The sequence below is a fragment of the Corynebacterium sp. c25Ua_89 genome, from assembly GCF_047459735.1.
Classification (GTDB): domain Bacteria; phylum Actinomycetota; class Actinomycetes; order Mycobacteriales; family Mycobacteriaceae; genus Corynebacterium; species Corynebacterium simulans.
This window is the reverse complement of sequence record NZ_JASBOD010000003.1, coordinates 100,574-120,663: the sequence shown is the minus strand read 5'-3', so window position 1 is coordinate 120,663 and position 20,090 is coordinate 100,574. Positions and strand designations below refer to the sequence as shown.

Genomic DNA, 20,090 nt, shown 5'->3' with positions numbered 1-20,090 from the left:
ATGAGTACCCAGACCGCTCCAGAATCTACGACACTGCGCACCTATACTCGACTGATCACCTCACCGTGGCTCCTCATCTTTTCCTTGGTAGCCTCAGTATCCTCACTCATTCTGCGCATGCAGGAGGACCGGCACCTATCCATGTATCATGCCGACTTCCAGCAATTGCAGGTTCTCCATGTCTTCCGTGAAACCGCCTTTCGCTTATTGGACGGCACGCCTCTGTATGCCGACCGTGTGCCTCTGGAAAACGGCTTTGACTTGGCCTACATCTATCCACCCTTTGCTGCTTTATTCTTTCAACCGCTGTGCATCCTAAGTGAAGACGCTACCGAGTTCTTCTTCCTTTTAGCCTGCACCGCAGCACTAGGGTGGATCATTTTTCTCACCCTCAACCGCCTAGGCGTGCCTCAGCCGTTGCACCTCACGTTCGCGCTGACTCCAGCCTTCCTATGGCTCGACGCTGTACGAATGACCCTCTTCTACGGCCAGATCAACTTGTTGCTCGCCGCACTCGTGCTCACCGATCTTTGGTGTACCACGCCCAAGTGGCGTAAGTGGGCTCCGGTAGGCACGCTCATCGGCATCGCCGTGTCCATCAAGCTCACCGCGGGCATTTTCCTTATCTACTTCGTCCTGCGCAAGAATTGGTTAACGCTGTCCAATACGGTGTTAGCCGCCATCGCATGTAATGCGCTGGGCGCACTTCTCCGCCCGCACGAAACATGGGAGTACTACACGGACCACATGTTCCACATCAACGACGCTGTCAACCTAGGCGAGTCCTACAACCTCTCCTTGCGCAGTGTCTGCGAGCGCTTCCTTCCCACAGACAGCGTAACGATCATTTGGGTCATAGCGGTCATTGTCACTCTCGTCGCCCTCACGTGGGTCGCACGCCAACTCCTGCGCGCCGGCGAGGACACACTCGCTTTACTCACCATCGCCTTCCTCGGCTTGCTCATCTCCCCCATCTCGTGGGATCACCACTGGGTGTGGATGGTGCCTATGATTATCGCATTGTTCGAGATCGGCTATCGCCACCACGACGAGTGGCTTACCCTTCTCGTACTGCTCTACCTCAGCGTCACGGTCTTCTTTATCCCGCATAGTCAGTTCAAACACGGCTCGCTCATCGTTGATCGCGAACCGGAGTTCCGGGACTATGTCCAAAGCTCTGTTGTGTGGTGGGCCATCCTCGCCGTCGCAGTCTTGGTCTGGCGCACCTGGGTTATTTCACAGAAAACTGCCACACCCCCCGCCCCATTAGAAAGCGAAAAGCCACGTGCACAATAGTTAAGCGTCACGAAGTTCCCAAGCAATGTCGACAAAGTCGGCAACTGCGAAGACGTCCTGCAACGCACGGCACCCCATTTACGCTTCAGACCTTCAATTGCCCGCTGACCTGGTGATTTTGCACACCTAGACAAGGCTGATAATGTTTTCCAACGGAGGATTCGACTAGCGGCCTATGTCACACGCCTGGAACGCGTGCGGGAGTCACATCCCTCAGGGGTTCAAATCCCCTATCCTCCGCCACACGGTCCCAACTCTTCGGAGTTGGGACCTCTTTCGTTTTCCTTTTCCGTTTTCGATCCTCCACTCGCGACGTCGTCTTGGGAAAGAACCGAACTCAGCCGTTACGAGTCTCCAGCTCGAGCAGAAAGCGCTTTGCCTCTACCCCACCGCGGTAGCCGCCGAGACTGCCGTCGCTGCGCAATACGCGGTGGCATGGCACGATAATCGGCACGGGGTTACGCGCACAGGCGCTGCCCACGGCGCGGACAGCCTTGGGGTTTGCGGCGGCGTCGGCAAGCTGGGCGTAGGTAGTGGTCGCGCCGTACGGAATGTCCGTCAGTAACCTTTGGACGCGCTGGCGAAAGCCCGAGGTGAGGGACTCATCGATGGGCACGCTGAAGGTGCGGCGCGCGCCTGCGAAGTACTCGTCTAGCTGTGCGGCAGCAAGAGTCAGCACCGGACTTGTGCCCATGGTTGCCGGACCGATCTTGTTGTTGAGGAGCGCCAAGACTTCCGCGGACTCTTCGCACGCGAAGGCCAGATAGACCACACCCCGCTCAGTCGCCGCCACGAGGAGTTCGCCCACAGGCGAGTCGACGTAACGATAGGTAACTGAGCGGGGTGTAGATGCCATGCCGGCGATTCTAGTTCGGTATTACATCAGCTTGGTCTCAGCGAGTGCTGCATCCAGCTTCGAGGTATAAGCATGCAGTGGCTTGTGCAGGACGATGCCGAGGAAGAACATCGGCAGCAGGAAGACCAGCAGCACCAGCAGCGAGAGCCAGTAATCAGCGTGATAGACGCCGCCGATTGCCGCGCGGAAGGCGCGAATCGTGTACGTTGCCGGCAACCACGGGCTAATGTTCTGGAACCACTCCGGCAAAAGCTGCAACGGATAAGCACCACCCGCACTGGAGACCTGAATGACCAACAAGAGCACGCCCAAAGCCTTACCGGCGTTGGCGAAGGAGACCACGAGCGTATAGATGATCATCATGAATACGGTCGAAGAGACCCAGGCCGCCAACCACAGCAACACCGGATGTGCCGGTTCTAGCTGCACGAAGAAGATAAGGCCAAGCGAAAGCAGCGTGGACTGGAAGAAGCCAATCAGCGCGAAGATGCCGAAGCGGCCAAAGAAGCGCTGCACCACGGTATAAGAGTCGCGGTTGCTGACGTCAGTACGCAACGTGACGGCCGTAAGAAGGCTACCTACCCACAGCGCCAGGGTGGTATACAGCGGCGCCATGCCCGCGCCAAAGGACGCCACCGGGTAGACCGGTTGGCGGTCCACCGAAACCGGCGAGGCGATAAAGCTTGCCAGGGCATCCGGGTTATTGCCCACCACCTTGGCTAGGCGCGAGAGATCGCCGGTATCGCGTGCGCGGTCGAGCTCATCTTTTAGCTCGCCGAAGCGGTCCGCATCCGAATCCAGCTCCTGAGCAAGGGTGCTCAGCGCATCCCGGGCGCCGGTCAGAGACTCGGTGTCCAAGCTGATACTGGAGCCCTGCGAGTCGATGTCACTGCCGATGCGCTGCAGGGAGTCTTGGAGCTTGCCCACAGAGGTGCGCAGCTGCGAGTCGCGGCTAGACTCGATCGCTTGCTGGGCGCGGTCGATGGAAGAAAAGTCCGGCTTCTGCGCACCCGGCGCATTCGCTGCGGCCACCAAGCGGGAGTGTACGGCCTCCTGTGCCGCAATGGCCTCGTCGAGGTTGCTGGTCAGCTGCGCGGCCTCAGCCGGCAGCACTGGCTTCACATCGCTATTTACGCGATCCCGCAGGCCTTTGTAGGCATCAATCTGGCCTTGCACCTGGCCTGCCAGCGTATTCAAGGTGGCCTGCATCGAGGCGCGCGAGGTATCTGCTGAATCGTATAGTTCGTCGATGCGCTGGCGTACTACATCGTAGCTATCGGCGGTCTGCGAAAGCGCCGCGTCGAGGGACTCCGTGGACAGGTTCAGATCTCCAATTGGGCCCGACAGCGAAGGCCGCGGCGCATTGGCGATGCGCTGTGCGCTTTCTACGAGCGGCACCGAAGAATCCACCAGGCTGCCCATCGAACGGGCCGTACGCGCGCCGGTGTGCAGCTGTGCTTCGATGCCATCGGCACGATCTTCAATGCGCTTCAACGTTGCCTTTGCGTCGGACTCGTTGAGGTATTCGTCGAGGGAGGAAATCAGGCCTAGGGAGACGTCGCCAAGCGTGTGTGTGAAAGACTCCGCGATTTGGGAGGAAACGCCCTCTGCGCCCTTATTCGTAATTTTCGGCGCCAGCGCGTTCTTCTTCTCGTTGGTGTACAGCGAGATTTCGGTCGGCTTGGAGCCTTCCGCATAAAAGGTCATCATGTCCGAGCTGAAGTGCTCCGGCAGCACGATGGAGGCGTAGTACTCGCCAGATTTCGTGCCGTCGATGGCGTCTTCAGCGTCGGTGATGACCCAATCCAACTTGTCATTTGCACGCAGCTCCGAGAGCACCTTCTCGCCTACGTTGACCGGAACCGGGAAGATGTCGCTTTTATAGCCGGTATCCTCGCTGGCCACGGCTACCTTCAGCTGGCCCGTGTTGGAGAAAGGATCCCAGCTGGCCAACACGTTGAACCAAGTAAACAGCAAAGGGATAACGACGAGGCCAAAGAGGATGACCGATGCCATGACGTTGCTAGTGGCACGGCGAAGATCATCGAAGAAAATTCCACCGATCTTTTTCATTATTTCTCCTCGCCTTTTTCGTTGAGAGTGCCTTCATTGTGCAAGACACCGTCTTGGAACTGCTCATCATCTGCCGGAGCCGAATGCACACCTTCACCGCGGGCGGCAACGGAGTGCTGGAGCTCTTCCTCGTTGAAGTCCACCAACTCGGTGGACTGCGCGAGGCTCTTGCGCAGGTACTCGAGGGTGACCACGATGCCCAAGATAACTAGGCACCACAGCGTCCAAATGCCCAACAACAATGGTTTCTGCGAAGGCACAAGCGCAGCCACGATTCCGAGCACCACCATGCCCACAACGCCAAGTACTGCAGCCACGCGGATCCAGTGCCTGTAATCGTGCTTGCGTTTTTCCAAATCAGCTGCGAATTCCTCACGGCCTTGCAGTGCCTTCAGGACATCGGCGAAGCGGTAACCATCGCCGACGATCTGGACGTTTTCTGCCGCGATGAGATCGGTCTTGGCCAGCTCGCGGTTAAAGAGCAAGTTAAAGTGCGCGAAGCTGCGACGCCCCAACAAGCCCAAGGCGAAAGCCACTACGAACATCAAGGCCAGCACGGACATGAACTTGAGATAGTGCAGACCATAGAAGCCGCCGATGGTCTCGCGCATGGCGTCGATGCCATATGAGAATGGCAGAAGCGGGTAGATGGAACGGAAGAAGTTCGGCATCAGCTCAATCGGGTACAGGCCGGAGGCACCCGGAATCTGTACGATAACCAGCACCACTGCAAGGCCACGGCCCACGTGACCAAGGGCCGTCGACAGCGCGTAGATGATGCTGAGATAAGCCAGCGCGATGAGCACGCCGGTGGCAACGAATGCGACTGGATTTACTGTCTGCACGCCCACGACCAAGTCACCCACGGTGACAATTACAGCCTGCACCATCGCCATCACGGCCATGAGCAGGAAACGGCCTAGATAAGCTTGGCCCACCGTGAGCCGCTTAAAGCCTTCGAGATCCACCTCCACGCGGAAGATGACCACGAGCACGAAGGCACCGATCCACAGCGAGAGGTTCGTAAACAGCGAGGCCATCGCGGAACCGTAGGAGCCCACCGGATAGACTGGCGCGCTCTTCACCTCAACGGGATCAGCGAAGAAGGAACCAATCTCATCGGAGTTCAGGCCGGTGATGGTCTGCAGTTCCTTGGTCCGCGAGTGAGCGGTGATGGCGCGGACGTCGTCACGCGCGCCCTCCACACCATCTGCCAGGGAGGCAAGATCTGAATCGAAGGAACCAAGTGCGTCCTGGGTTGCGCCAAGCTGCTTGCCGACGCCGTCCAGCAAGTTCTGTGCTTCCTCCATCGTCGCCTTTTGGGTGTCCAGCGAAGCCGAGAACGCACCGACCTTGGAGCTTAGGTTGCTCATCGCGCGATTAATCTCCGGCACAGACTTATCGACTGTGTCCGAGAGAACCTGGGAGGTCTTCTTCGTATCCTGCGCCGCCTGATTGACCGCATCCGCCGTGGACTTCACGGACTTGGCGGTCTCATTGCTGTCATTGCTGAGTGCCTGGAGATTACCCAGCAGCTGCTTATTCGCAGCGTTGCCCTCCTCCAAAGTGGCAATTGCATCATTGAGCGGGCCCGCCACACCCGGAGCTACGGCGGGCGAATTAACGACATCGCGCAGCTGCCGGATGGATTCATCCCCGGCGGCAATAGCATCGTTGGTTTGCTGGGTCGCGGAGTTAAAACGGGAGTTTGCTTGGTCGAGCTGCGCAGTAATATCCGCGACGGATTCCTGGGCCCGCGCGGTCCCTTGCGCGACGCCGGTTGAGCCCTCGACGAAAGCCGAGGTCAGGGAATCGGTATAGCCGGTGACGTCGCCTTGTGCGCTGGCGATGACATCCTGGACGTCGCCAAGTGCGGCTTGTGCATCCGTCATAGCCTGCTCAACATCGCGCACCGTCTGCTTGGCATTTTGCATCTTGACCTGCGAGTTGCCAAGCTTATCGCCAACCTCACGCAAATCCGCACGCGCGGACTCGATGTTATTAGCCGCCTTGTCGAAGGCACCCTCCGAACTCTGGCGAGAGCGCTGCAGCCGGTCTTCGAACTTATTGCCCTCATCGCGCACCGAGGAGGCCGCTGCCTCTGCCACCTGCTGCTTGAATGCAGAGGTGATCTGCTCGTCCAAGCTAGATGCGGCGCTGTCGGTGATCTTGGGCGCGATTGCGCTGGCCTTCTCATTGACGCGGTACTCCAACGTTGGCTGCGCATATTGGCCATGCAGCGCGCCTAGAAGATCCGAGCTGAAATTCTCCGGGATGGTCACCGTGGCGAAGGTCTCCCCGCGCTCCAAGGAGCGCTCGGCTTCTTCAGCGTCAAGGAATTGCCAGCCCAGCTGGTGATTGTCGTGCAGCTGCTCCGTGACTTGCTTGCCGACGTCGATATGACCGGTGACATCAGAAGATCCGCCCTTGTCCTCATTGACAACGGCGACCTTAATATTTTCGGTTGCTCCGTATGGGTCCCAGAATGCCGCGATGTTGACCCACGAATAAAGCGCGGGCGTAATGACCAAACCGATGAGAATGATCCACGACTTTTTGGTGCGCCCAAGACGGGCAATATCTCTTAGAAAAATTTGCCAAGCATAACGCACGCTGAACATACTACTTAAGCTTTCGGACATGGCGTTAACCAGCACCTTTATTGTTCAACGAACGAAAGTAGTTCATTTTAGAAACTATTCATTTCAAGCTGCGGGCCGACGGTTTTATACAGCTTTCCTTCCCCGGACGAGGGCTTGAGCAAACTTGGGACATCGGAGTTATTTCCCGAGCTTCTCGGTCTAAACGGAACCCGCACTATCACTTACGCTTTCGAGACTCGCCTTAGCACGCAAAAGGCACAGCCTTTCAACACCGCGATCTATAGACCACCTTTAAACCACTTTGTTAAATATGTCACTCACCATATATACGAGGCCTAAAGAACTACATAAAACTTTTACTCACCCCGCAACCCCCACACCGTGGGGAATATTCTCCCCCAAGAGCCAAACATGTCGAGACAAGGGTTTAGAGTAAGTGGAGCTTTGCGCTGTGACTGCCCTTCATTTTTTAAAGCAGCGCGAGAGATGTCCGTTTCCGCCCCCTTGATTGATGTTTCCCTATAGGAGAATTCCGGATGCCAAGACCGGTTGATTCACATACCTCTTACGTGCCCGCAATCGACGGCCTGCGTACCATCGCTGTGCTCAGCGTCGTGGCGTATCACCTAGACCCGGCCTGGCTGCCCGGCGGCTACTTGGGCGTCGGTATGTTCTTTACGCTCTCTGGCTACCTCATTACTGCCAACCTTATGCGCAGCCACCTGCGCGGCAAGGGCCTTGGCCTGCCTACCTTCTGGCTGCGCCGCTTCCGTCGCCTCGTGCCGGCAGTCGTTCTCATGCTGGTCGCCGTAGTATTGCTGACGATCTTCTTCGATCTCCCCAAGCTCGGCGAGACCAGCGGCCATGCGCTCAGCGCGCTGTTCTACGTCAACAACTGGCATGTCATCTTGGAGGGCCAGTCCTACTTTGACCGCTTTGCCGGCCACGCACCGCTGGACCACATGTGGTCGCTGTCGGTGGAAGAGCAGTTCTACCTATTCTGGCCGCTGGTGTTGTTTGTGCTGCTCAAGCTCACCCGTGGCAAGCGCAAGCCGCTTCTTATTTCCACGCTGGTGCTTGCCGCACTGTCCTTCGGGTGGATGGCCTTCCTGTTCAACACCGGCGCCGATGCCACCCGCGTCTACGAGGGCACCGATACCCGTGCCGGCGGGATTCTGCTTGGCGCTGCCCTCGCTATCGCACTGACCAAGCAGCGCGGCTACCGTATCCCGCCGCGGGCACTTACCATCCCGGCTTCCATTCTCGGTCTGGTTGGTATTGGCCTGCTCTTCTGGTTGCTGCCGGACTACTCGCCGCACCTATACAACTGGGGCCTTATCGCTCTTTCCATCGCCACCGTCGCGGTCATCGCCGCGGCCCTGGATCAGCACAGCCTCCTCTCGCGCTTCTTCGCGCTGGCACCACTGCGCTGGATCGGTGAGCGTTCCTACGGTATCTACCTCTGGCACCTGCCCGCCATCGTGTTCATTCCAGACTGGTCCGTAGCGCACCCCATCTTGGTCACCGTGATCTCCATCCTCCTCGCGGCCATTTCTTGGGCGTTAGTTGAGGACCCGATCCGCCGCAACGGCGTCGTCGAGCCGGTGAAGAATTGGTGGGCGAAGCGCAAGAGCATCGGCATGCCGCGCCTTGGCCTTACCGTTCCAGCCACGCTTATGGCGGCCGTGATTGCAATGGGCATTCCGGCCGCATGGAACGATTCACTGGGCCAGGAAGAAACCCCAGGCTCCCAGCAGATGGGCTTGAAGGTCGGTGGAGGCGGACCCAAGAAGGACACCGCGGCTGCGGCGCCAGCACCTCATGCGTCTTCTAGCGCGGCCCCGAGCTCCGCTGCCCCAGATCCGAACCAGAAGGGCAAGACGCGCTGCACCACCATCATCCACGTCGGTGACTCCACCTCCATCGGCATGTTCTCCGATGACTACGTCTCCGATCCTTCGCTCAATGCCCAGGTGACCTACAAGAACGTCGGCGCTCAAGAAGTCGTCGCGGACGTCACCGGCGCCCGCTCCACCGTTGAGGCCCTCGAGGGGGATCCAACCATCCTCGATTCCGTTAATCAGCTGTTACAGCAGGGCTACGGCGAGGGCGATTGCTGGGTCATCGGCGCTGGTGTGAACGACGCCGCAAACCGCGCCGTGGGCGGTTCCGGCGAGGAAGACTGGCGTGTGGACCAGATCATGCAGGTGCTTGGCAAAGCCCGCGTGATGTGGCCGACTGCCAAGACCAACCTGGATTCCGGTGCTTACGCCAACGCCAACATGGCGCCTTTCAACGAGGCCCTGCTCAAAGCGCGTGACCGTTACCCGAACTTGGTGGTCTATGACTGGGCTGCCGATGCCCGGACCGAGTGGTTCTTGGAGGGCGATGACGTCCACTACAACACCGGTGGCAACGAGAAGCGCGCGGAGTACTTCTCCAAGGCAATCGCCAAGGCATTCCCTGCTGACGGCTCCAAGCCGGACAAGCAGATCGTGGCCGTGGACTCTCAGCCCACGCAATAAGAAGCTTCTTAAAAGCGCTCGTTAGAAGGCCGGTGGCTCGTAGCCATCGGCCTTTAACCATTCAATATGAGGTGGGGTGTTGTGGCCCCACTCATTGCGGGTCCACACAAAAGCCTCTTCTACTTCTGCTTCCGAGTAGCCGCCATCGCGCAGATAGGCCTTGAAACCGTTTTTGCCCGGCTCCTTAATCCACAGCCAGATATAGTCCAGCACACTGTGATCCCCCAGCAAGTCCTGCAGAGACTCCGGCAGGTATTCACGCTCGGCGCGCACGCGGGCTTCTAGGTCCTCGTCGAAGAAGTCGTACAGATAATCCATACTGTCTTCCAGCTGGGCATATTCGAGTGCATTCATGTTTTTACTCCTTGTGGCCCCAGCCTAGTGGGCCTTGGTTCCCAGGGTCATGCGGTCTACTTCCTCGAGTACTTCATCCACGATCATCGGGTTGAAGTTGCGGTCACGGCGCAGGCGAAGCAGCTCCTGTTGGGCGCCTGCCAAGGCAACCCGGCGCGCCGCCAGCGCGACGTCGCGAGCTTTGATCGCCTTTTGCAGACGGGTGCTGGCATCGTCGCCGTCCTCGTCTTCACCAAGGCGATCCTCAAACCACTGCGAGATATTGGCGGCAATCTCTGGGTCCAATTCTTTGTATTTCCTCCGCATCGAAGCCACGCCAGCTTTGCGCGCACGCTTGGTGATTTCCGCGCGCATTTTGTCAGAAGCTGCCTGTGAATACGTGGTCAGATCCAGCTGACGCATGAGCCACGGCAGCAGGAGACCTGGCAGCACCATGGTCATCACCAGAACGGTCAGCGCGATAACGGAAAGTTCATCACTATAGGCAATGGCATCGCTCGGTATGGACAAAACCAGCGCGAGGGTGACCAGGCCACGCATGCCAGACCAAGCCATAAGCAGCACTTCCTGCAAGCGCAGCGGTGCAAGGCGTGGCTTTCCGCGCCGCAGATTGATGCGGTAGAAAAGCCACATCCATAGCAGCCGAACTACAAAGGCCACGAGGGAAAGCAGCACGCCAACGATGATCGAATGCCCCAGGTTGGTGCCCGCCTCGTGTACCGCACTGTTAACGGTCATGCCGATAAGGCCAAAGGCCACGCCCGTAAACAGCAGCTCGATGGTCTCCCAGAAGGATTGACCGGAAAGTCGGTCTTCGGCCTGAATCGACGCGCGCGAATGCAGCTCCACCGCGGCGATAACGACTGCAATAACACCAGAAGCATGGAGTTCTTCCGCAACTACATAGACGGCGAAGGGAATCACCCAGGTAAGCGCATTGCGGGCAACCACTTCATGAACTCGCGCGATGAACATGGAGGCAAGGCGTCCGCTGCCCCAGCCCAGCACACCCGCCACTGCTGCCGAGTAGAGGAAGTTCAAGATAGCATTCCCCCAGGTCATGGTGGAATCATCGGTCACCGCCACGAGTGCGAGGTGGAAAGCCACAATCGATGCCGCGTCGTTGAACAGGCCTTCAGTCTGCAGCGTGGAAATAATGCGGCGCGGGATACCCGCGGGCTCAGCCACTGCTTCCACCGCAACTGGGTCAGGCGGCGCGATAGCAGCGCCGATGAGAATCGCACCCGCCAGGCTGACTCCAGGCAAGAAGGCATAGGCAGTCATGCCCACGGTCAGCGTGGTGGCAACCACCAAGAGCACGGACAAGCTCAAGATAGTCACCCATTGCTCGCGGATTACACCCCAGGAGGTTCTACGCGCCAGTGCCCACAGCAAAGGCGGCAGGAAGACGGGCAGGATGAGATCGGTTGGAATCTCAAAGTCCGGCAGCCTCGGAATGAACATGGACAGTGCCGCCAGAATGGAAAGCAAAGCCGGCCAGGGAAGCCCGGTCTTATCCCCGACTGCCACCACAATCACGGTCAACAACATCAAACCAATGAGTACTAGCAGTACTTCCACAAAACTCACTCCACATACGCGCCGACTCTGCCCCTTGTAGCTTACCCTTTAAACAATAGTCTGGCCGGTATTAGTCCTGTGCGGCACCTCGGCGCCCATCGCTCCACTCATAAGGCTGAGTGCTCAGCGCCTCCGGCTGAAACTTTTCCAGTAGCTCGTGAGCGCTTGCTGCCGTATAGCCCAGCGAATGCGCCATCTGCCCCACCACCTGCTCCGGGGTATAAAACTCCAGCAACTGGCGCAGCGTTACCGCACCATCCCGTTTGGACAAGCGCTTGCCTTCCGCGTTGAGAACCAAGGGAACGTGAACAAACTCTGGCGCCGACTGGCCCAGCAAGCTCGCGAGATAAGCCTGCCGCGGGGCGGAGCTCAACAAATCATCGCCGCGGACTACCTGGTCGACTCCTTGGTAGATATCGTCTACCACCACCGCCAAGTTATAAGCCCAGTCCGTCTTTGGATTATCAATATCGATAACCTGGCCGCCGCGCCGCAAGATGAAATCGTCGACGTCGCCTGTGTAATTGCCATGCAGCTTGTCCTGGATGGTGAACTGATTTGTTTCCGCACGCAGCCGCAGCGATGGCACGCGGCTTTGCGCGGCAAGCTCGCCGCGTTTTTGCGCTTTGGTTCCCTCATCAAGATAGCGGCAGGTGCCCGGATACTGCCCGGGGATGGCATGCGGGGCGCGCGCGGCTTCCTGAATGTCTTTGCGCGAACAGAAGCACTCATAGTACTGCAGCTTCTCCAAGGCCGCGCTGTAGGCGGCTTCCCTATCCTGCTGGTAGATGACCTCGCCATCCCAGTCGATTCCGAGCGTGGCCAGATCTTCCAATTGGCGCTGCGCTGCATCAAGCGAGGAGCGCTGCTTATCGATGTCCTCGATTCGCACCACAAAGCGCCGCCCTGAAGAACGCGCAAAAAGCCATGCCAGAAGGGCTGTGCGGAGGTTTCCGAAGTGGAGATCCCCCGAAGGGCTCGGGGCGTAGCGTCCAGCGTGGGTGTGAGAATCCATGGAATCTAGTGTACGAGCGAAATTTATATGTTCCTGCACTAAAATCTGCCCCATGCCTACCGATGTGACTTACCCTATTCTCGATGCTCAACGTGCCACCGCGCTTTTGGATATTGCGAAAAGCTACGACAACGACACCGCTTTTCCCGCAGCGGAATTAAAGGAAATCGGCGCACTTTTAAGCCAAGTCATCGGTGACGATAAATTCGTGGGCTCAGCTGAGGACGTAGCGCCTACCGCTGACCTGCTCAATGCATTCATGCTCCTGCTTATCTGGCAGGACCCGTCCTCTCCCGCAGCGGCCCAGTCCGCGCTGCACATCGCAAGCCTCGGCGCCTTAGCTGGTAATCCGGCCATCACCAGCCGCGGCTTTAGGCTCGCGTCCCTTTACTACGATGCTCTGCAAGACTCCGAGAAGGCATGGGCATACGCCAAGAAAGCTGCCCAGGCAGGAGACGACGCCCAACTGATAAAGCTGCAGAACATCGCCGAGCAAGAGCGCGCCGCCGAGGAAGCATTAGCCGCCCAGCAAGCACAAGCAGCCGAAGCAGAAGAAACAGCAGAGCTAGAGCCAGAAGAACCGGAAGAGCGCGAGCGAACCGGCACCCTCGAAGAGCAGCTAAACGAGCTGCGTGACCGCCTCGAGATTGCCAAGCGTGAGAACGTCAAAGAGCACAGCGAGGAATTCGTCGACATCAACCGCCAAGTCCAGCTCGCTGCGTTCAGCGAGGAAGACTCGCTTCCGGCTTCCCCGGTCAGCGCGGTGCCGAACCCAAACTCCGCCCTCGCGAAGGCGCTGTCTATCCTCCTCGAATCCGCTGTCGGCGCGCTGTGGGCGTGCCCTTCCTTTGCGACGCGCAGCCACGTGGCGAACAAGAGCAACGAGATCCTGCGCAAGTACCACCTCAGCCCCGAATATGCCACGCTGCCTGCGGGAATGCTGGCACGCTTTTACGCTGATGCGGCCGGAAACAATACCGATACCACGGGCGAAACCGCAGCTGATTTCTACGGCCTTGCGGCTAAGGAATACTCCCGCAACGGCAATGAAGCCCGCGAGCTAGAAATGCTGCTGCGCAAGGTCGAGGTCTTCCTCATCGACAATGACCGCGATGAAGCGCACGACATCTTGGCTTCACGGTACGTCAACGCACTCAAGTACACGGAGCTGCCCATCGCCGCACGCTGGACCGTCTTGTTCTCCGAGACGCTGCGCACGGAGGCAGAAAACATGTTTAAGTCCACCCAGGTCCTGATGGACTTTCTAAGCCGCCACCCCATCGCCTCGGCGCGCAGCCCCCTAGATTTCAACGCCTTGGCTGAAGTCGTTGAGCTCTTGGGGGATCGCTATACCTCCGCGAACGATACTGTCACCGCACGTGAGAAGTACCGCGTGGCCTATGAGCTGTTTAATACGGCGAACAATCAGGAGGCACTCGCGGCATTGGCTAAGAAGGCTTAAAGCCGAACCATTCCTTGTTGCCTGGTAGCCACAGCAGCACGATGGTTACCATTGCTGCCAAGGAAATGGGCCAGACATGTGGCAACACGAGCATCAACACCACAATGGCAAGGATGACCGTCAGCCAGATTCGCGCTTTGTGCTGGGCATGCAGCGTATAGACCATGAGCACGCACAGCGCGAGCACCACGAGTGAAAGCCCCACGCCCAGCTCAGTGGCTAGGCGCTCGATGCGGTTCAAGTGTTCGGGAACGCGCTCGGAGGCCACGAGCTCGAATACGTAGTAGACGATGTAGGCCGAGATTCCCAGCACAAAAAGCGCAGCGATCTGTAGCGCCCACGGCGCCCGCCAGGCGAACATATCGGCGGCCCGGCGCGCCGCCTTCTGTTGGTCTGCAACCTGCCCATAGCGGTAGTCACTGACCGGCATCGCTGGGGAACCAAACTGTGCTCCGCCAGCACCGCTTTGGGGAGGAACCCCAAATTGCTGGTTTCCGTTGGGCGTACCGAAGGTCACTGGACATCCTTTCCAAATACGCCGTAGCCGCTAAGCAGCGTACGGATTGGGTCCAGCACGCGGAAAGGTGCGATGCCACTGCGTGCTAGGTGCCGGCCTGTCGGCGCCTCGCCTAGAGCGGAGACCGCGAAGTACCGGTATCCGTTCTTGCTGACGTTGGCGACCATGTTGATGAGGTCGAAGGCTTCCAGGTAGCGCAGCAAGGAGTCCACTTCCTGGTGCAGGACGTAGGAATCGTCGAAGTGGAAGTTCCAGCCGGTATCGCGGCGGAAGGCAGCGCCCGCGTTGCCCATGATCTTGGCCCACGGCGTATTCGGGTTATGCTCCAGTTTCTGCAGCGTATCGAACTTGGAGATGGTAACTGCCAGCGGCGGCGGGCACTCCGTTCCCATCAGCGTGATGAGGTTTTCCAGCACCTGCGTGGGCTCGGCACCGAGCTCACCAAAGTCCGGAACAAGTCCGTGCAGGTAGTCCCGGATTTGTCGCTCACGCAGCGGGTCAAACAGGAAGATAACCAGGTCGGCGTACTTGAAGAAGGACAGCGCCTCGCGGTCTTCTTCCCGCTCCGGCAGGTTCTCCAGGTCCTCGCCGGCAACGTCGCGGAAGACGAGATAATTGGTACGCATTACGCCTTCGGCATCTGGCCAACGGCCCAGATCAAAGATCAGCGGGTCACGCTGATAAGCATCGGTGGCCACGGCGCTCGGGGTGGGCTCCATGCTCTGCATTTCCTTAAAGAGCGGATTTTCGTACTTTTCCGCATAGCGCTGCGCCGTGGATTCATCGGCCGCCAGCACGGAGTGATCGTGCTTGTGCGCAAGCTGCTTGAGCTGCTTGACCATCACTGCGGTATACAGCGACTTGCCGGAGTTACGCGCGCCGGCCATGGCCACGCAGTGGGTCACGGATTCCGTCCAGTCCGGCAACAGCTCGCGGTTGTTATATGGGCTTTCGGTAGCGCCCTTTTCCAGTGGACGGAAAGTCCACGGGCATGCGGCGGTGCTGGTCATTAGTACTCCTCCTTGAGCATCGCTGCCACTTCATCGGATAGGCGCGCAAGATCGCTGTTGAATGCGCTGCGCTGCTTATCGACGTCGTCTCGGTCAATCACCACGAATGCCACCGGGTGCTCGCCTGCACTTGCGCGAGCGAGTTCAACTTCCTGCTCGGCAATCGGGCTAACCACAATCACCACGGCGGGCTTTTCACCGCTTAGCATCGCGGCAGTAGGGCTGTCGGTTACATAGATAAACAGCGAGGAAGATTCATGTAAGTCATGTCCCTTCCACTGGCGACGCCCCACGCGGTCAGCACCGGCATCGATAACACCAGTGATAAAGCTCTGCAGCTCGCTTACGGTATGGCCAGCGGTACGTTCCTGCCCATCGGTCGCGGTGAAGTTCGCGAAGGAATCCGCTAGGGCATTGATGTACTTCGCCGCCAGCTCGATAGCACCATCGGAAGTATTGACCTGCATGGAAGCAGAGCTATCGATAACCGCGATGGCATCGGCCAGCTCAGCGTCATCAAGCGCCGCGCGGCGCATCTTAGAGCGGACCTCGCGCGCCGAATCGGTGATTCCTGCACCCTCGGAAGAACCAAAGGCCGAAAGACGCAGCTGCTGGTCCTCAACCTGCAGCTCGGCGAGACGCTCGGGGCTATCTTCCGCGCCGTCGATAAGCACGCGCGGGAAGCTCACGGTGTCCTCACCGTTGCTGATATTCAAACGAATCTCGCTGCGCAAACCAAAGGTGCCGAAGCCCTTCGGGCGCACCTGGATCGTCGCATCCTGTGTAACCGCATGCACGATGAGCAGCAGGTCATCTACGCGGGTGTAATCCACCCCCTCGGGCACGATAGCGAGTTCAACCTGCGCGCCACCCGCACCGATTTCGAAAGCCTCGACGCGAATGGTGTCAGTGATTGTAAGGTGACGAGATTCCCCGTCTTTCAAAGTGTATTTAGCCATTGTTTTTAACTTTCCGTGAAACCGTGTGCTCGTTTGATTTCTGCAAAAATCCCGCCCAAGTAACGTCCTAATTCACCAGTCGCCGCACTCCGCCGTTCCTCAAGCTGGATAACAGGCGCAAATCTTTCGATAGTGAGTGCACGCGCTTGATCCAGCGACGCCGTGTCGATGCCGCCCAAAGCCTGCGAAACTAGGAAGTTATAATCGGCCGGAAAATATTTCACCCAAGAAGCCAATGCTGCCGCCAGCGCAAAGACCCGCGTTCCCTCGGGGAAGCAGGAAGGATGCAGCAGCGCAAAGTGAATAGCACGCCCCCGATGCTTCTCCAGGTAACCCATCCACCAAGCTGGATCGAAGTCTCGCAGCTGTTCCACTTCATCTGAGGTAAGCCCCGGAACGACGGCGTTCGCACCCAGCGCCGCAGGGGCCGCTGCAGCTGCTGCGGTCGGTGCAGGTTCCGTTTGCGCGATGCTTGGCGATGCCCCGTTTGCCTCGCCCCGTGGCGCAGATTGCGCACTTTCGCTGAAAGGGTTTACCTGTGACGCAGCCGACAAGTCTGCGGCAGCTGCAGCCGGCGACTCAGCCCATGGCTCGGCCAGAGATTGTGCAGGTTCGTCAGCAAAAGGCGAGCTAGCCTCTGGCTCTGCTACTGCCGGAGCTGGGGTCGGCGCCGACGCTACTACCCCGGCGCCCTCGTAGGCGCTCAAGTCCGGCAGTGGCTCGCCCAGTTCGAAGATCACCGGATTGCCAGGAATAGCGCGGGCCTTGGTCAGCTCGGCAAGGCGCAACTTTTCGGACTCAGGAACCACCACCATGGTCGAAGTGCCCAGTGGAAGCTCAGCTATGGCGGCTGGCTTTTCAAAGGTAGAGAATCCGAATCCCGGCTCGCCTACCTCGCGGGCTGCGGCAGCAACCCAAAAGGCCGCTTGGTTTTCGGGCGCCACCAGGATGACGAGAGTTTTCTTCTTCGAAGAAAGCACCTTCGCCATCGCTTCTACCAAGCGCGCGTTATAGGCGGCGTCGTTATGCGGCACTACGGACTTGAAGGGCGTTGGCAACGCGGCAGGGCTGCGGAATTCGCCGGCCAAGAAGTCGTCGATAAGCGCATCGCTCGCAAGCGGACCTTTACGCGAAATCTTTTCCGGGATCTCCACCTTGTCCACTTCAAAGATGGAAAAAGGCGTCGGCACATCCGGCGAATACAGCACGTCCGCCGGTGCGGGCGGCACTCCCCCGTCTGAAACCGCGGTATAGGTAAAGACGTTGCCGCCGCGGCCCGTGGCGTCGATACCGGCGGGAACGGAGACCATGGTGACCCATTGCTCGCCCTCCTCGGTCAGCGTGAATACCGCAGTGCGGCGCACCAGCTCCGCGCGCTCCTGAGCCGAAGGAAAGTCCGGGATAGGTGCACCGCTGTTCAAGCTCGTTGGGACAAAACTAACCAGCTCCTGCAGCTGCTCCTGGGAAATATCCCCACTTACTGCGCCTACTCCCCAGCCACCTGCCCGACCGTTGCCGCGCGAGAAGGATGCAAAACTAAAAGCACCCGCCATTAGTACTGCCCTCCTTGCTGGAAGTTCTGCGCACCATCCTGCGGGGAAGGCAGTGGATCAAAGCGCAGGCGCTGGGCGACGCCGCTTTCTACCACGACCGTCCTATCAGTGGCATTGAACTGCGACGCCGAATCAGAATCGAAGCTGCCCTGCTGGCCCAAGCTGAAGTCGTGGCCGAAGTCAGGGTTGAAAGATTGCGCGGAAAAATCACCTGTAGCAAAGTCTTCGACCGCAAACAGGCGAACATAGCCGCCGTTCCAGGTTCGCTGGTCTAAGTCCACGATGAAATCAGGCTGCTCAAAAGTGCCCTGGTGCAGGCCCTGGCTGGTGTAGCGGTCCGTGTTCATGCCAGACAGCTTCAACGGCACACCATCCTCAGCAAACAGCGGCAGGCGCACCGGGTTATAAATCACCTGGCAAGAAAATGGGCGCCTATCGCCCATATCCAAGCTAGATAGGTAAACGCGGAGCTGCCGGGTGTTGAAGTCATAGTGGAAGTCATAAGTCACCGTGCGCAGGCCGGGGTATTCAATGATCTGTTCGCGAGCCTCAGTTCTTTTGCCCGCAAACATGGCAAACGGGCGCAGGCGCACGACATCACTGTGGCGCTCAAGTTTCAGGCGAATGCCGCCCTGCAACTCGTATTCCTCCTCGCGCACCGTGGTAGTGCCGCTGTTGGTCGTGCACTCCACCATCGTGGCGCCGCGCGGCCAGGTGAAGGAAATCAACTGGCTATCCACGCGCTCGATAAGCCGCACTTCATCCTCCCCGATGGGCAGCACACGCTGCAGAACGCGCGACTCACCGACCCATGCGTCGGCCTCGTTGAAGTTGACCGGGGTGACATAAACCTCGTACCAATCAGAAGGCCACGGCATCGTGGTGTTCTGCACGGAATCCGGTGGGGTTGCGCCTCGCGTTTCAGTCACGGCGTCGGCAAACGCGTTTTCCACATAAGACTTATCGATGGCCTTGGTGCGCAGCTCCGGACGTGGGGCGTGCGGGGTCAGATAAATCTTGACTTCGCCCGTCTTCGGCGAGTTCCACTCAATCTCGATGTTGTCGTGGCCATCGGAATTCTCCCGCTCACAGCGCGTAAGCGACATCTTCTCCAACTCACTGGCCAGCTTCACTGAATGCTGCACTACCGTCTCATTCGAGCTGGTCAACCTGCCATCTCGGAACTGCGCCTGGCCGAGCAAGGAGACAACCATGGTCTGGCCCGCCTCCTGCACACGGATGGTGGCCTTACGCCCACTGCTTTCGATGTCCTGCTCAAACCGCGGGGAAAGCAAGTTGCGCTCGGTGTCCTTGCATGCATAAACGACGGCGGCCTCATGGCCCTCCAGCAAGTCCCAAGAGACCTGGATTGCGCCCTTGATGGTGGTCACCTTGACGTTGACCGGCGGGAAGACTACTGCCGTCTCGCCCATAAACAGCGGCTGGCTGCTAATCGCTTCTCCCAGATCGGCGCCCTTATAAGCCCACACCGCATAGTGGCGCAGACCGGCCGCACCCGGATCCATGTCGCGGTAAGCGGTGCCGCGGGTAATCATCAATGTCTCGCCTGCTTCCGGCGAGGCAATCATCTCTCGGTCATCGGCAACGACGCGGTAGAAAACCAGTTCTCCCGGCTGCGCAGAAACCGGCTCCCACCAAATGCGCACCGGGTGGCGGACGTCCGAATTATCCTCTGCCGGCTGCTCGTAGCCATAAGGATCTTCTTCTGCTTCTGCCGCTGCATCGGTGGTTTCCGGGACCTCGACCACAGCGTGCATCTCAGGCACTACCCAACCCTCTGGCTGCTTGCCCTTATAAGGCGCGCTGAATGCATCTGCCGGCAGGTTGGTGTAATCGTCCTCGTTGACCTGGGTACGTACGTTCTCCTTGGCCTTGAGCTTGGCAAGCTCCGCTGCCCAGTCGATGTCCTTGTTACCAGGCTGTGGCGACTGTGGCGGCTGTGGGTTTTCTTTTTGGGGACTCATGTCTTTGATCTCCGAAGTTCCAGAGAAGGATAGGGTAGCGTCCGCGTGGGGCTCCGGTGCTTGGGGCGCTGCTTGGGGCTCCGGAGCAGGCGGCTGCGGGTTGAGATTGGCCGCGTTAAGTTCCGGATGCGCAACGGCGCTGCCGTTGAATACCGCCGCGATTTGTTCTGCAAACTCGCCGTACTGCGGCGCAATGTGCCGACGCACGTCCTCAGCTGAGACCTGCTCCAAATCGTGCAGCGGGCGTAATTGCGAAAGCGGAATATCCGTAATCTTGGGTGATTGCGTCATCTTGGTGATT

General features: G+C 58.8%; 14 protein-coding genes and 1 tRNA gene. 4 read left to right on the top strand and 11 right to left on the bottom strand.

Features of this window, described 5'->3' with window-relative positions:
• Both QKB66_RS05930 and QKB66_RS05925 read left to right on the top strand, forming a co-directional pair.
• Entirely contained in the window at window positions 1–1,296 is a 1,296-nt protein-coding gene (locus tag QKB66_RS05930; protein WP_414252909.1) for a glycosyltransferase 87 family protein, read from the top strand.
• A 154-nt stretch (window positions 1,297–1,450) separates the two neighbouring features.
• Window positions 1,451–1,539, top strand: a tRNA-Ser gene (locus tag QKB66_RS05925).
• A gap of 94 nt (window positions 1,540–1,633) precedes the next feature.
• On the opposite strand, the gene QKB66_RS05920 is transcribed toward QKB66_RS05925, so the two are convergent.
• From QKB66_RS05920 to QKB66_RS05910, 3 genes are read right to left on the bottom strand one after another with little or no spacing between them, the layout of a single operon-like run.
• A complete protein-coding gene (locus QKB66_RS05920) occupies window positions 1,634–2,152 on the bottom strand; it encodes a methylated-DNA--[protein]-cysteine S-methyltransferase (RefSeq protein ID WP_248093299.1) in 519 nt (172 codons plus the stop codon).
• 21 nt (window positions 2,153–2,173) lie between these two features.
• The gene (locus QKB66_RS05915) at window positions 2,174–4,225 is read right to left on the bottom strand and encodes a YhgE/Pip family protein (protein ID WP_414252908.1); all 2,052 of its coding nucleotides are present in this window, start codon (window positions 4,223–4,225) and stop codon (window positions 2,174–2,176) included.
• Window positions 4,225–6,846: a YhgE/Pip family protein gene (locus QKB66_RS05910; protein ID WP_414252907.1), complete on the bottom strand. Its 2,622-nt coding sequence runs from the start codon at window positions 6,844–6,846 to the stop codon at window positions 4,225–4,227. The genes QKB66_RS05915 and QKB66_RS05910 overlap by 1 nt, the downstream gene beginning before the upstream one ends.
• Before the next feature lie 518 nt (window positions 6,847–7,364).
• On the opposite strand from QKB66_RS05910, the gene QKB66_RS05905 reads away from it, so the two are divergent.
• Entirely contained in the window at window positions 7,365–9,353 is a 1,989-nt protein-coding gene (locus QKB66_RS05905) for an acyltransferase family protein (RefSeq protein WP_414252906.1), read from the top strand.
• A 21-nt stretch (window positions 9,354–9,374) separates the two neighbouring features.
• On the opposite strand, the gene QKB66_RS05900 is transcribed toward QKB66_RS05905, so the two are convergent.
• From QKB66_RS05900 to gluQRS, 3 genes are all read right to left on the bottom strand, one after another.
• Entirely contained in the window at window positions 9,375–9,707 is a 333-nt protein-coding gene (locus tag QKB66_RS05900) for a hypothetical protein (RefSeq protein ID WP_061920092.1), read from the bottom strand.
• Between the two features lie 24 nt (window positions 9,708–9,731).
• Window positions 9,732–11,288, bottom strand: a complete 1,557-nt coding sequence (locus tag QKB66_RS05895; protein WP_070433395.1) for a cation:proton antiporter — start codon at window positions 11,286–11,288, stop codon at window positions 9,732–9,734.
• Window positions 11,289–11,358: 70 nt separating this feature from the next.
• A complete protein-coding gene (gluQRS, locus tag QKB66_RS05890; protein ID WP_414252905.1) occupies window positions 11,359–12,303 on the bottom strand; it encodes a tRNA glutamyl-Q(34) synthetase GluQRS in 945 nt (314 codons plus the stop codon).
• Window positions 12,304–12,355: 52 nt separating this feature from the next.
• Here gluQRS and QKB66_RS05885 point away from each other — a divergent pair, with 52 nt between their 5' ends.
• Window positions 12,356–13,765: a hypothetical protein gene (locus QKB66_RS05885; RefSeq protein WP_414252904.1), complete on the top strand. Its 1,410-nt coding sequence runs from the start codon at window positions 12,356–12,358 to the stop codon at window positions 13,763–13,765.
• Here QKB66_RS05885 and QKB66_RS05880 read toward each other — a convergent pair.
• Genes QKB66_RS05880 through QKB66_RS05860 form a run of 5 tightly spaced genes read right to left on the bottom strand, consistent with a single transcriptional unit; the run spans window position 13,752 to window position 20,080 of the window.
• A complete protein-coding gene (locus QKB66_RS05880; protein ID WP_414252903.1) occupies window positions 13,752–14,282 on the bottom strand; it encodes a hypothetical protein in 531 nt (176 codons plus the stop codon). The two genes, QKB66_RS05885 and QKB66_RS05880, sit on opposite strands and share 14 nt — an antisense overlap.
• The gene (locus QKB66_RS05875) at window positions 14,279–15,292 is read right to left on the bottom strand and encodes a TRAFAC clade GTPase domain-containing protein (RefSeq protein WP_061920082.1); all 1,014 of its coding nucleotides are present in this window, start codon (window positions 15,290–15,292) and stop codon (window positions 14,279–14,281) included. The genes QKB66_RS05880 and QKB66_RS05875 overlap by 4 nt, the downstream gene beginning before the upstream one ends.
• Window positions 15,292–16,251, bottom strand: coding sequence for a hypothetical protein (locus QKB66_RS05870; RefSeq protein ID WP_061920080.1), 960 nt, complete (start codon window positions 16,249–16,251; stop codon window positions 15,292–15,294). Before QKB66_RS05870 ends, QKB66_RS05875 begins: the two co-directional genes overlap by 1 nt.
• A 5-nt stretch (window positions 16,252–16,256) precedes the next feature.
• Window positions 16,257–17,804 (bottom strand): hypothetical protein, encoded by a 1,548-nt coding sequence (locus QKB66_RS05865; protein WP_414252902.1) that lies wholly within the window; start codon window positions 17,802–17,804, stop codon window positions 16,257–16,259.
• On the bottom strand, window positions 17,804–20,080 hold the full coding sequence (locus QKB66_RS05860; RefSeq protein ID WP_414252901.1) for a hypothetical protein: 2,277 nt from the start codon (window positions 20,078–20,080) through the stop codon (window positions 17,804–17,806). The genes QKB66_RS05865 and QKB66_RS05860 overlap by 1 nt, the downstream gene beginning before the upstream one ends.
• Between the last annotated feature and the right edge of the window lie 10 nt (window positions 20,081–20,090).